13 protein-coding genes are annotated in these 13,027 nt (G+C 46.2%); 7 read left to right on the top strand and 6 right to left on the bottom strand.

What is annotated here, in order from left to right; translation table 11 throughout:
* Positions 1-5 precede the first annotated feature (5 nt).
* The 4 genes from HXW94_RS05450 to HXW94_RS05435 are packed head-to-tail and all read left to right on the top strand — an operon-like array spanning position 6 to position 4,064.
* Entirely contained in the window at positions 6-1,073 is a 1,068-nt protein-coding gene (locus tag HXW94_RS05450; RefSeq protein ID WP_178365884.1) for an iron-containing alcohol dehydrogenase family protein, read from the top strand.
* Positions 1,074-1,075: 2 nt separating this feature from the next.
* The gene (kdsB, locus tag HXW94_RS05445; RefSeq protein ID WP_178365883.1) at positions 1,076-1,804 is read left to right on the top strand and encodes a 3-deoxy-manno-octulosonate cytidylyltransferase; all 729 of its coding nucleotides are present in this window, start codon (positions 1,076-1,078) and stop codon (positions 1,802-1,804) included.
* 15 nt (positions 1,805-1,819) lie between these two features.
* Complete coding sequence (locus tag HXW94_RS05440; RefSeq protein WP_178365882.1) at positions 1,820-2,968, top strand: glycosyltransferase family 4 protein; 1,149 nt, start codon at positions 1,820-1,822, stop codon at positions 2,966-2,968.
* On the top strand, positions 2,949-4,064 hold the full coding sequence (locus HXW94_RS05435) for a glycosyltransferase family 4 protein (RefSeq protein WP_178365881.1): 1,116 nt from the start codon (positions 2,949-2,951) through the stop codon (positions 4,062-4,064). The genes HXW94_RS05440 and HXW94_RS05435 overlap by 20 nt, the downstream gene beginning before the upstream one ends.
* Positions 4,065-4,067: 3 nt before the next feature.
* Here HXW94_RS05435 and HXW94_RS05430 read toward each other — a convergent pair whose 3' ends face one another.
* A complete protein-coding gene (locus tag HXW94_RS05430; RefSeq protein ID WP_178365880.1) occupies positions 4,068-4,916 on the bottom strand; it encodes a DUF6625 family protein in 849 nt (282 codons plus the stop codon).
* A 187-nt stretch (positions 4,917-5,103) separates the two neighbouring features.
* Between HXW94_RS05430 and HXW94_RS05425 the strand changes: the two genes are divergently transcribed.
* Entirely contained in the window at positions 5,104-6,312 is a 1,209-nt protein-coding gene (locus HXW94_RS05425) for an O-antigen ligase family protein (RefSeq protein WP_246293757.1), read from the top strand.
* Here the strand turns inward: HXW94_RS05425 and HXW94_RS05420 are convergent.
* Positions 6,297-7,238 carry a glucosamine inositolphosphorylceramide transferase family protein gene (locus HXW94_RS05420; RefSeq protein ID WP_218576585.1) on the bottom strand — a complete coding sequence of 314 codons (942 nt, stop codon included), beginning with the start codon at positions 7,236-7,238 and terminating at the stop codon, positions 6,297-6,299. The two genes, HXW94_RS05425 and HXW94_RS05420, sit on opposite strands and share 16 nt — an antisense overlap.
* A gap of 224 nt (positions 7,239-7,462) precedes the next feature.
* On the opposite strand from HXW94_RS05420, the gene HXW94_RS05415 reads away from it, so the two are divergent.
* On the top strand, positions 7,463-8,212 hold the full coding sequence (locus HXW94_RS05415; protein ID WP_178365877.1) for an FkbM family methyltransferase: 750 nt from the start codon (positions 7,463-7,465) through the stop codon (positions 8,210-8,212).
* A gap of 47 nt (positions 8,213-8,259) precedes the next feature.
* A complete protein-coding gene (locus HXW94_RS05410) occupies positions 8,260-9,180 on the top strand; it encodes a glycosyltransferase family 2 protein (RefSeq protein ID WP_178365876.1) in 921 nt (306 codons plus the stop codon).
* Positions 9,181-9,205: 25 nt separating this feature from the next.
* Here the strand turns inward: HXW94_RS05410 and HXW94_RS05405 are convergent, their stop codons facing one another.
* From HXW94_RS05405 to HXW94_RS05390, 4 genes are read right to left on the bottom strand one after another with little or no spacing between them, the layout of a single operon-like run.
* On the bottom strand, positions 9,206-10,027 hold the full coding sequence (locus tag HXW94_RS05405) for a glycosyltransferase family 2 protein (RefSeq protein WP_178365875.1): 822 nt from the start codon (positions 10,025-10,027) through the stop codon (positions 9,206-9,208).
* Positions 10,024-11,079 carry a glycosyltransferase family 9 protein gene (locus tag HXW94_RS05400; protein WP_218576584.1) on the bottom strand — a complete coding sequence of 352 codons (1,056 nt, stop codon included), beginning with the start codon at positions 11,077-11,079 and terminating at the stop codon, positions 10,024-10,026. Before HXW94_RS05400 ends, HXW94_RS05405 begins: the two co-directional genes overlap by 4 nt.
* Positions 11,063-12,130 carry a lipopolysaccharide heptosyltransferase II gene (gene waaF, locus HXW94_RS05395; RefSeq protein WP_178365873.1) on the bottom strand — a complete coding sequence of 356 codons (1,068 nt, stop codon included), beginning with the start codon at positions 12,128-12,130 and terminating at the stop codon, positions 11,063-11,065. The genes HXW94_RS05400 and waaF overlap by 17 nt, the downstream gene beginning before the upstream one ends.
* Positions 12,123-13,025 carry a lysophospholipid acyltransferase family protein gene (locus tag HXW94_RS05390; RefSeq protein ID WP_178365872.1) on the bottom strand — a complete coding sequence of 301 codons (903 nt, stop codon included), beginning with the start codon at positions 13,023-13,025 and terminating at the stop codon, positions 12,123-12,125. Before HXW94_RS05390 ends, waaF begins: the two co-directional genes overlap by 8 nt.
* Positions 13,026-13,027 lie beyond the last annotated feature (2 nt).

Here is a 13,027-nt window from a genome sequence, read left to right as displayed (position 1 = left end):
TATAAATGTTCAGAAATTTTAAACTGGTTCCCAATATTCTTTTTGGCCGGGGCTGTTTTGGCCAGCTTGACGAAGTCGTGGCCGGCCGGCGCAAGTCCGGTAAAGACTGGGCTGTTTTTGTTGTGGATGATGTATTTAAGGGCAAAGATCTTGAAACACGTATCCCCTTGCACGACAATGATTTTCTTTTGTGGGTCAATATAGCGGATGAGCCCAAAACAGGCTATGTGGATAAGCTCACCCTGGAAGCAAAAAATTTCAACCCCGCCCTGCCCTGCGCCGTCATCGGCATTGGGGGCGGTTCCGCCATGGACCTTGCCAAATCCGTGTCGTTGATGCTCACCAATGAAGGATCATCTACCGCGTACCAGGGATGGGATCTGATCAAGAACCCGGCGGTTTGGCATGCCGCCGTCCCCACCCTGTCCGGCACAGGTGCCGAAGTCTCCCGGACGGCCGTGCTCACCGGTCCCGAAAAAAAACTGGGACTGAACTCCGATTATACGGTGTTTGACCAGGTGGTCCTGGACCCTGAACTGACCGCCGGCGTACCCAAGGACCAGCATTTCTATACCGGGATGGACTGCTATATCCACTGCATTGAATCTTTGCAGGGCACCTATATTAATGAATTTTCCAAAGCCTATGGGGAGAAATCGTTGGATCTTTGCCGCCAGGTATTTGTGGATAACCACCCGGATTCGGCTGACAAGTTGATGATGGCCTCCTTTTTCGGCGGCATGAGCATTGCCTACTCCCAGGTGGGTGCCTGCCATGCCCTGTCCTATGGTCTGTCCTATGTACTTGGCACCCATCACGGCGTAGGCTGCTGCGTCACCTTTGACACCCTGGATGAATACTATCCCGAAGGGGTAAAAGAGTTTCGGACTATCATGGAAAAAACAGGGGTGGACATTCCCAGGGGGGTGACAAAGGACCTTGCCGGGGATCAGATGGAAACCATGATCAGTGTGGCCCTGGGCCTTGATCCGTTGTGGGAAAACTGCCTGGGTAAGGACTGGAAACGCATCATGACCCGTGACAAGGCGCGCAGCCTTTTTGAAAAGATGTAGCCATGCCCATTGCCGTGATCCCAGCTCGTTTTGGTTCCAGTCGGCTTGGCGGCAAGCCGTTGGTTAGCATTGCAGGCAAGCCCATGATCCAGCGGGTGTTTGAGCAATCCCAAAAATCATCGGTGGTGACAAAAACCATTGTCGCCACCGATGATGAACGCATTGTCCGTGCCGTAAACGCCTTCGGCGGAGACGCTGTAATGACCTCGGACACCTGCCGGTCAGGCACGGACCGGGTGGCGGAAACCGCTAAGATCCTTGGTGCGGCCGACAAAGATATCATTATCAATATCCAGGGGGATCAGCCTGTATTTAATCCCAAAAGCCTTGAAGATTTAATCCGGCCCTTTGACGAAGATCCCGGCCTTGCCATGTCCACCCTGGCATATAAGATCAAAGACCCCCGGGAGATTACAGACCCCAAGGACGTAAAGGTCGTGTTCAACCGCCAAGGGTTTGCCATGTATTTTTCCAGGGCCCAAATCCCCTTTCCCCGGGACGGTCAGACCGATGTAGATTATTATAAACATCTGGGATTTTACGCGTATACCAAAGCCTTTCTGGACCAAATTGTCACCCTTGACAGTGGTACCTGTGAACAGGTGGAAAAGCTGGAGCAGCTTCGGGTGCTGGAATACGGATACCCCATTAGAGTGGCTGTCACTCAATATGATTCACCCGAGATTGATCTGCCCGAAGATATTGAACGCGTTGAAGCCGGCCTGCGCTAAAGCGGCTGATTATTCATGAAAACATTTTATAAAATCATCCATACGTCAAGCCGGACTCTATGGGGCAACCGGGAAAAACGAATTTTTTGTGAATCATTATGGATGAAAAAAAACGGCCACCAGGTCGCCATTGTTGCGCCGGGGGATAGTCTTTTATTTGAAAAAGCCAAAAAAAAGGGATTAACGGTCTATCCCATATCTTTTAAACCATTGGCCGGAATCGGTGAGTATGGCCGCCTTAAACAGATATTTGCCGGGGAACAACCGTTTGTGGTCAATGCCCACGGCAAAGGCGATGCCAAACTTGCCTTAAAGGCAGCCCAGGCCACAAAGGTCCCCTGCCGAATCATGTCCCGCCATAATGGATCACGGGTTAAAAACACCTGGCCCAACAAAAAAATTTATAAAGCCTGGTGTCACTATGTTTTTACCACCTCAAAGGACAGCACAGCACATCTGAAGCAAATATTTTCGCTGTCAGATATGCAGATCTTCTCCATTCCTGATGGTATTATCATGCCTGATGTAAGCCAGGAAGCCCTGAATAACACAACAAAAATTGCAGCCAGGCAAAAATTGGCAAACACTCTTGGTTTGGAAACAGATGCCCGGTTCATTGGTGTTTTCGGTAAAATAGACCCCCAAAGCATATCGCAGCTTTGCAAAGTCGCGGGCCAAGTTAGCCGGCACGTCACTTCTCATCATCCGGTGAGCGCCGGGGATGAAAAAATAGAATCCCCTGTGCATATGCTGCCGCTGACGGAAGAAGAAAATGATGCCTATTACCAAGCCCTGGACTGCTGTATCTATTTTCCCGATACCCGTAATTTTTACCAGAGGGTGCCCTGGGAAATAACAAGGGCCATGGCTTGCTTCTGCCCGGTGATTGGTCCGGATACGCCCGGCATCAGGGATATTCTGATTGATAATAAAACCGGCAGGGTCTTTGACCCAAGGCAGTCTGAATCCCTGCCGAAAATTATCAGTTGGACCCTGAATACCTCCCAGGCGGTTCAGACCCTCACCCGGACAGCCCGGGACCTGGTCGAAAAATACTACACCATGGATGCCATGTGCAGAAATATCTTGCGTATTTACCGGTTACGCCAGGTAAAATTTGACCGGCAATTCCAAACAAACGCCCATGAAAACACCATTGTATAAAATTATTCATACGACCTGCCACACCGACTGGGGGGGACTTGAAAAAAGGATTTTGAACGAATCTTTATGGATGGCGGACAAAGGACACCAGGTCATTATTATTGCCCCTGAACATACCCCTTTGATCCAGAGAGCCAAAAGGGTTGAGATTCAAATTTACCCAATGGCTTTCAAACGATTATCTGCATTATCCGATTACAGGCGCCTTATCCGTATTTTTAATCAAGAGAAGCCACACATTGTGAACACCCATGGAAATACAGATTCAAAAATAGCGTTGCCGGCGGCTAAAAAGGCCCATATACCATGCAGGATCTTATCACGCCATATCAGTACGCCGGTTAACAATTCCTGGTATAATCGGCTGCTTTACAAAAAATTAAGCCATTATATATTCACCACGGCAGATTATACCCGGCGTCATCTCCAAGACGTTTTCAATCTTTCGGATCAAAAAATTTTTTCAATTCCTTCCGGTATTGTTAAACCTGACAATCTTAACGCAAAGGATGAGGATAGACGTGCCCTGGCGGCGAAACTCAACCTTGATCCTTGTACGCGGTTTATCGGGTTTGCCGGCCGGGTATCCCAGGACAAGGGCGTGGAGACCCTTTTAAACGGATTTGAGAAAGCAGCCGGACATATCCCCCACCACCTGGTTATTGCCGGTACAGGAGACGCCTCTTTTCTGGACCGGATGTCGGAACTTGCCCGGGATCTGAATATTGAAAACAGAGTGCATTTTATTGGATTCCAGGAAAATGTATGGCCTTTTTACCGTGCCCTGGACTGCAAAATTCTGCCATCCCTCTTTGAAGGCATTCCCCAGGTCCTGATTGAAGCAATGTATGTCTTATGCCCGGTGATTGGATCCAGAACCGGCGGAATTGCAGATATCATCACCCATAATGAAACCGGTCTGCTTTTTGAAGTGGGGCAATCCGGTGAACTGTCTGAGATGATTATTAAAACTATTGGCAACCCCAAGACGACAATTGAGCGCACACAAAATGCCGCACAAAAAATAAAACAATACCATACCATTGAAACCATGGGACAAAAAATTATCCGCATCTATCAGGGCCACTTTAAGTAATCGCTATACCAATAACGAAAGATTCATTTTCATTCTGCGCCAACGGGATGTTAATCCGGTGATACCGAATTTAAAAAGGCCCCAGCGGTCATGGTGCAACGCATCAGCGTCAATGACAAACCGTTTTTTGTCCTTATATCGGGAAAAATGAAAAAAACCGGCTTCCAGACGGTTAAAATAGATATCATAAATCGTCACTCTCCCTTTTTCCCAGATGGCGTAAACCTTTGTATTACTTACGCCCCTGGTCATTGTCGGCTGCAGCAGATCAGTCCGGCAGTATGGGGGCAGAGTGCCGGAGAGTACCTGCAGCAGTTCCTTTGATTCATTAAACGTCCTGTGCTCTTCCGGCTCCATGTGTTTTTTTATATATTTATATTCTTGAAGTGCATAGATCTCAGAACGATTGATCAACGTAAAGGGCCCGCACGGCCGGTCTTCATCGGCACTGATCATGGAATAGGATTGCATATTTTCAGGCATGCACCTCAAAAGTTGTCCATACACAAGGTCCATGTCTGTGAAGCCGATAAAATCATAACCGTTCAAATTTTCTTTATCATCACGCAGAAAATAAAACATAAGCCGATAATCACAGACCCTGCGAAGATAACGTCCCGGTATGTTGATATCCAACCGTTGTTTAAAATCGGCAACCATCTCCTCGAACTGGTATGGAATAAGTGTCACTGCGGGATTCAGGGCATTGGATTCTGTGATCCTGTCATTATAGACAAACCAATGAAAATCAGGATGGTTTAATTCACATGATTTAGCCCAGAACGGAAAATAAGTGGGTAGTTCGCCAAAAAAGGGGACTAAAAAAGCACTTTTTAATTGAAGATCAAGCATAACAAATTCCTGTTGAAAACATGCAAATACCTATCGTTTATCTTCAAAAATAATCTGATAGATAAAGAGACTATTTGCTTTTTAAATTGAGCTAGTGCATTTATACCATCATGAAGCCAATTATGTACGTTGTCAACAATGTCAATAGTGAGTCCTTAAACGAATGCGTGCTAAATTAATATCTCATATGACTTTGAGCAAAATCTGCAGTTCTACACTGATTTTGCTTGCATTTACCATCCCTGTATCCACGGCCATGACTTATATTGTTTTAGGCATTTTCCTTTTGTTCTGGATTCTGGATAACTTTAAAAACCCATTAAAAGAATTAACCGTTATTATAAAATCCAACCCTGTGGCTATGGCCGGGTGTACATTTTTCCTGATTCACCTGGCAGGGCTTATCTATACCCATGCCGACCAGGAAAAAATACTTGAGAGTACTCAAAACGGTGGTAAATTTCTATTCATAGCCATGGCCATGATATATTTAAAAGAAGAAAAAAATGTCCGAGCTGTTTTAATATCATTTATTAGTGCCATGGGATTAGTTCTTATTCTCTCGTACCTGATACGCATGAGCATGGTACCGGGCTTTATACCTGTCAAAGGCACCCCGCTTAATTGTTATGTTTTCCACGACCACATCAAACACAATACATTCATGGCATTTACCGTATTTGTGACGGCAGTTCTGGCCGGATCAAGTAAAACACTTAAAGCACAAGTTCTATGGACAGGAGTCAGTTTTCTTTCCTTGATTAATGTATTATTTATGGTAAACGGGCGCACCGGCCACCTGATTGTCCTTATCCTTCTTGTATACTATTTTTTTTCATGGAGCAGCCGGAAGAGCATTGTAGTCCTTTCTATCATCTGTATTTGCATGGGACTTTTATTGTGGATCTATCCATCCAACTCATTGCTGACAAGAGCCCGTATCGCAGTCAATGAAATAAAGGCATGGAAGTATGGAGAACCGGCAAGTAATATCTCATCTTCCGGCCTGCGCCTTGAATTTTACACAAATTCCCTTAAACTCATAAAAAAAAGCCCTTTCATCGGTACAGGCACAGGTAGTTTTAAAAGCTCCTATTCTGAATTAATAAAAGATACCGGATTCAATCGATCAGACAATCCCCATAACGAATTTTTAATGGCCGGCGTTCAATTTGGCCTGGTAGGCATATTGGTTCTTCTATCTTTTTTCATCACCCAATGGTGGTATGCTGCATCGTTACAAAAAAATAAAAAAATATTGCTTGCCCGGGGTTTTACCTTAACCATCATGGCAGCCTGCATGGTCGCATCGCCGCTCCAGGACAGTGCTGAAGGCTGGTTTTTTGCTCTGATGAGTGCAACCCTGTTTGCACCTCAAGGCTATACACTTACTTGACTTGAGCCATATCCATCAACATAGGCCCGCCATGAACCATCCGGTAATTGGGTTGCATCAACCGTATGCATGCCATGGCTGTTCCACCCAGACCCTGATGCTTCAAGGACTGGCGCTGCAATGGGTTCTTCCTGGTAGTCTTTCGTCGTCAATGTGGTGATCTTAAAGCCCCAGACTTTGCTCCCATATATGGGAAAAGCATCCTGGGCAAAACGAATCGGATTATTTTGATACAAAATTAACCGTCCTGCAGGCCGTGCATAATGGGGATCTTTTCTGCGTATCGGACTTTTTCGATGCTGCTTATAAGGTCCTTTTAAATGCTTTGAAAAATATAGCCGAAGGGTTGAATTCCCCGAATCCGTAAACAACCACCAAATATTATTATAGAAAAAAAGGCTGTTGTCTGCAAAGCGCTTGCCTTTCAATAAAACGGTGTCCAGTTCCCATTGAAAAGGGAATAAGACAGATCGATACATACGAATCTGCCTGGATTGCCTGGATTCAGGAATGAGATAAAATTGATTTTCATGGATGAATACGTAAGGATAAGAAAGGTGAAACGGTTCGTTAAGAACAACTTTCTTATAATGCCATGTTTCTCCATCCTCACTGCTTGCCACGGCTATTTTTCCTTTATACCCGTCTTCAGTTTTCACCTCGGCTTCAAAAAAAAGGTAGTGTTTACCTTCATACCGAACACCAAACGGGTCTGCAACAAGTCTTGCCTGCCCATCGGATACATCACAGGGGCATATGACAGGATTTATTCTTTTATTAAGCGGGTGTAAGGCAAAAGGGGAAACGCCCTCATAGATGCCGATGGACCATTCGCATTCAGGGGGTGGGGGGTGCGGAATAAATTTTTTCTTAGGGAAGAATATTTTGGGGATATTGATCATAACAGGCATAAGATAACATAACATTTTGATATCATAAATAACAATCGAAACACCAGACTATTTCGAGTAGATTTATAACATCTCTTTGCCTCGAATACAATTTGAGTAGTCCCGTTAAACGGATAATGAAAATTCCAAAGTAATTTTTCAAGCCTTCAATTTATTTCTTGACCTAACTTGCGTCAGCCTGATATCTGTATCTGTCTATCAAGAACATTCTGGCTTTAGAGGTTTAAAAAGAGGTAGCCATGTCGAGAGTTATCAAATTTACAAAAGAACTGGGAATAAAGGGGCTGAAATTATATGTGCTGGATAAATTGAAGCTTTCCATATCAACCAATATTTGTCCTCCCGGCATGAAAAAATCTGTAAAGTTAAGGGCAAACACGTCAGATATTGATGTATTTTTCCAAATATTTGTCAAAAAAGAGTACCAATTCAATTACAGGCCAGACCTTGAGGTAATTATAGACGCCGGTGCCAATATCGGTATGACCTCCCTGTATTTTGCCGCAGCATTCCCTGATGCGAGGATATTTGCTCTGGAACCGGAAGATTCCAACTATGAGTTGCTGAAAGAAAATACCCGGGCCTATCCCAACATCATTCCTTTACACTGCGCACTGTGGCACAGGAATGCAGCGCTTAAAATTGCCAATCCCAAGGCCAGCAAATTTTCATTTGAGGTCAGGGAAACCGATGGTATTCAGAGTGTCCAAGCGGTTACCATTGAAGATTTGATTCGTGATTATGACCTAAAATTTATCGATATTCTGAAAGTTGACATTGAAGGTGCGGAAAAACAAGTATTCTCTAATACCCGCCCATGGATTACTCAAATAGGCCTCGTGATTGCCGAGCTTCATGACAGCCATCAGGTCGGATGCAGCCGAGCATTCTATACGGCGTTGGATCCGTTTATCCGTGAAGAATTCATGGTCGGTGAAAATATTTTTGTTGAAACCACCAATCAAAAGCCGGTGCCAGGGGCCGTATGAAGTATGCCCCAATTTCTATAAAAAAATTTGGAAAAGGCACACAACGCATGACAGATATTACTATTATTATTTTAAGTTACAACACAAAAACCCTGCTTCTCAACTGCCTTAAAAGCGTATTTGAAACCATAAAAGAGCTTTCTTTTGAAGTTGTAGTGGTTGACAACAACTCTCACGATGGCAGTCCCAAGGCAGTTCTTAAGGCTTTTCCCGATGTCCGCGTTATTGAAAACAGTAAAAATCTTGGGTTTGCCAAAGCAAACAATCTGATGCTCAGGCAGACAAAAAGTCCGTATGCGCTCCTGCTTAATTCCGACGCAATCTTGACCCAGGGAGCAGTGAAGGCGATTTACGATTTTATGGAAGTACAAAATGATGCCGGCATATGTGCCGGCCAGTTACTGAATAAAGATGGAACAAAACAAAACTCGTTTGCGTACTTTCCCGGAATACTCACCCTTCTGTTTAACGAAAGTCTCATCAATACCCTGTCTCCCTTTCGAAAAAACAAACATTCCATCACAGATCGTGAGGTAAAGGTAGACTCCTGCATTGGCGCATGTATCCTTATGAAAATGGAAGCAGTCAGAAAAGCAGGCTTTTTTGATGAATCCTTTTTCTTTTTTTTTGAAGAGACCGATTTAGCCCTTGCCATGCATCAAAAGGGATGGTTTTCTTATATCGTCCCGAAAGCAAAAATCTATCACTTAGGCGGACAAAGTGTCGGCCACAGTGTTAAATCAAGGCTGCTTTTTTCCCAATCCCGGCGCATTTATTATAAAAAACACTTCCCTTTGCTTTCGCACGTATACATGCCGCTGATCATGGTAAGGCTGACGGCAGATTTACTCATGAATCTCACGCTATGGACGCTGACTCTATTTTTTGCAACCGGGAAAAAAAATAAGGCCATGCTCTACTATGAACTCCTTATCTGGCATATGAAGGGATGCCCGACCGTAAAATGAGCCATTAAAAAAAATCTTTGGATTCTCAAACCTTTGGCAACGGATTGCCGGTAAAAACGTCCAGTCCTTTTTGCTTTAAGTGGAGTTTAGCGTACTTATAAAACGTACTTTCAAAATTGCTAAGGGAAATAATAAATCCGGGCCAACCGTCCAGGCAGCCCAGTTTCAGAATATACATGCTGAACCAGGCCCATAAACCGTGGGCCAGGGCATTAAACATCCCTGATTTTTGATCTGCCGCATATAGCTTTTGAGCACCAAGGGTGGAATAGCGGTTCATTTTTCTAAACATTTCCTCAAGATCCTTAAACGGAATCTGAAAGATAAAAGAGTTCAAATAACCGCATTTCCCTTCACTGAGTACTTCGTACCTTTCATGAACTGCGTCGGGCATAAACTTGAGTGCGCCTTTCCTGAATAGCTGGGGCTGGCGGAAATCCGGATAGAATCCTGCATGCCGAATCCATTTCCCCATAAAATAATTTCGACGGGGGACATAATAGGCATCCAGGCTGTTGGGATTATTTATGATCCTGATAATTTCTTTTTTTGCCATTTGGGTACACCGCTCATCAGCATCCAAACTAAATACCCAGCTGTGGCTGCACGCATTAATGGCATCGTTCCTGAGTTTGCCAAAGCCTTCAAAGGGGATCTGAACCACCCTGGCCCCGTGATTCTGGGCAATTTTTGCCGTGTCATCGGTGCTGAAAGAGTCGGCAACCACCACGTCATCCGCCCAGGCCACGCTTTTTAATGCATCTTCAATTTTATCGGCTTCATTATAAGCGATAATATAAACAGACAACTTCCCGGCTGTTTCACTCCCGGCTGAAAAGGAACTCATACGGTGCTTTCCTTATTTTCTTTTAATGCATACTGTATATGATTAAACACTTCGGTTACGGACAGCTCTTGCATGCACCGGAAGCGGCGGCATGGCGTATGGGCGTAACAAGGGGAACATTCAAGCTCTTTTTGAATCACCGTATGGATAGAGCCATAAGGGCCGGTCCGAACCGGGTTGGCCGGTCCGAATATGGCAAAAACCGGGACATCCAGGGCTGCGGCAATATGCATGGGACCGGTGTCGTTACAGATAAAATACCGTGACTTTCCAATTACCGGCAAAAGATCCTTGAGACCTGTTTTTCCGGCAATGGACAAGGCGTTTCCCTTTGATGATTTCACCACCTCCAATGCAATCTCCGATTCCGATGCAGAGGCAATGACCACCACGGGCAGCTCCAGCATGGATGCAAGCTCCCCGAATTTTGAGGCGTGCCACCGGTTGGCCGGTTTCCCGGCAGAAGGACAGATAACAGCATATTGGTCCGGCAGTTGTTTCATAATATCAGGGACAGGATTATAAGGCGCAAACGGATATTCAACCCTATCAACGGGGCAGCCCATGAAGCGGGCAATCTCAAGATACCGGTCAATGGCATGGATGTTCATGGACCCATGAATCTTATGGGTATAGAAAAAGGGACTGCCTTCATCCGACTCTTTAAACCCTAGGCGGACAGGGGCTTTGGAAAATGAGGAAATCACACCGGAGCGAAACAGCCCTGACAAATCAATGCACACATCATAGTGCTGGTCTGCCAGCCCCCGTCTCAAATCATTTATCTCCTTTAGCGTCAGCCTGAGTCGCCCCAACTGTTTCCACTGGTCTTTCTTGATCACCCACAGGCGGTCGATCATGGGATGCCCTTCCATAAAGGTATGCAGTCCATGGGCCACCACCCAGTCAATCCGGGCCCATGGAAACCGCTGTTTCAATGCGTAAAGAAAGGGCATGGAATGAACAATGTCCCCCAGGGCACTGGGCTTGACAATCAGAATCCGGTTAACCCGGCCAAACAGATCCTTTTGCGCATCAGCCACTAAATCCATCCTTTTCCAGAAAAGCGTTGCAGGCCGCCACCACCATGTCCACGGTAATTTTATCCATGCATTTATGGTCAGTGGGACACTCTTTTTTCAGGCAGGGACTGCAGGGAACCGGTTGCCTGACCATGACACTGTTTTTATTTGCAGGGGCTGTGGCAATATGGTCGGTGGAACCGATCACAGCCACCTGGTTTACATTCTGGGCCGCGGCAGCATGCATCAGGCCGGAATCATTGGTCACAAATAGGTTCAACGCCCCGATCAGGGCAAAGGCTTTGGACAGACTGGTCCGGCCTGCCATGTTGATGCAGGCTCCGTTGGCCATGGCGCTGATCTCATCCCCGAGTTCCCGGTCTGCGGGCCCGCCGAAAATGATGACCCGGGTCTGGTATCGCTCTGCCAGTTTTTCGGCAAGTTGGGCATACCGTTCAGGAAACCAGCGTTTGGCCGTTCCCCCGGTGGCCCCGGGGTTGATGCCCAACACCGGACAGCCTGGTCCTGATAAATTCTCTCCATCAAGGAAACGTTGAACCCACTCTCTGTCCCGGGGATCAGGATAAAGTTCCAGTTCCCTGCCTGCAGTTTCAAGGCCGGCCGAAGTTAAAATGGCCAGATAATAATCAATGAGATGCCCTTTCTTTAAGGCAGGGTCCATCTTGATGCACCGGTTGAGCAGTAACCTACGGGCGTCGGTGTTGTATCCTAAACGTTCAGGGATTCGGGCCAGAAATGCCAACAGCGCTGCCTCAAACGCATTCTGCATCAGGATGGCCAGATCAAACCTTTGATGCTGCATATCTTTAGCCAGCCTGAGGGTCCCCAAACCCATTTTGTGACGCCCGTCATTTTCATACACCATGACCTGGTCAACATGGGGGTTGTTTGCATACACCGGCACCACCCAGGGTTTGGCCAGCACCGTGATCCTGGCCCTGGGAAAATTTGTGCGTACGGCCCGGACCACCGGGGTGGTCATAACGGCATCTCCCACCCAGTTGGCGGCCCGGATCAGGATGTGTGCCCTGCTGCTGTCTTTTAATCGGATCTCAGTCATCGGTTTTGGGCCAGGGACAGTAATTTTTGGTTTTCCAGCGGTTATGGACCCAGAAATACTGGTCCGGATATTTTCTCACCAGGGACTCGATAACGGATGTATAGTTCTGGGTATTAATTTCAATATCTTTGATCGGGTCCCCGGTTTCCACCAGCGGAACTTCGGGCAGGAATTCTACAGTGAAGTGTCGATTTTTACGCACCGTATATACAGGCACGACAGGTGCCTTGGTTTTCAGTACCAGTTTGGCAAAGCCTTTGTGAGTACAGGCCGGCGCCCCAAAAAAATCCACAAACGGCCCCAGGTACCAGTCCACACTCTGGTCCAGAAGAGCGCCTACAATTTCCCCGCGTTTCAATATGGCCTCAACTTTTTTAGAACTCTTTCCCCTGGGGACCACTTCCATGTTAAATCGCCTGCGTCCCTCCCTGATAAGCCGGTCCAGGGGCTCAAAATCCAATTTTCGATAGATACCATACCCTTTAACCCCCACCGGTTCAATGCCTGCGATGAGCATTTCAAAATTACCCAGGTGACATAAAAGACCGATAACCCCTTTGCCCTTGGCATGGGCCCGTTTCATATGTTCCACCCCTTTAATGGTGAAATGGCTTAAAAACGTATCCCGGTCAAATTTCAGGGTCCAGGCAAATTCAAACAAGATGTTCATAATATTTTTAAACACCCGTTTGCCAAGTATTTCGATCTGATCCCGCGTCATTTGATCGCCAAAGGCCCGGGTAAGATTTTCCAGAGTGATTTTTCGATGTCGTGCGTCAATCTTGAACCAGAGCAGGCCTAAAAGGTGCGCACAAAAATCAGCCAGCCATCTGGGCAGCCTGCCCAGGGCCAGCATCAGAAGACGCAATAGCCGATAAATATGATCATCATTCATAC

The sequence above is a fragment of the Desulfobacter latus genome (assembly GCF_013389365.1).
Lineage (GTDB): Bacteria > Desulfobacterota > Desulfobacteria > Desulfobacterales > Desulfobacteraceae > Desulfobacter > Desulfobacter latus.
This window is presented reverse-complemented; position numbering and strand designations above follow the sequence as displayed.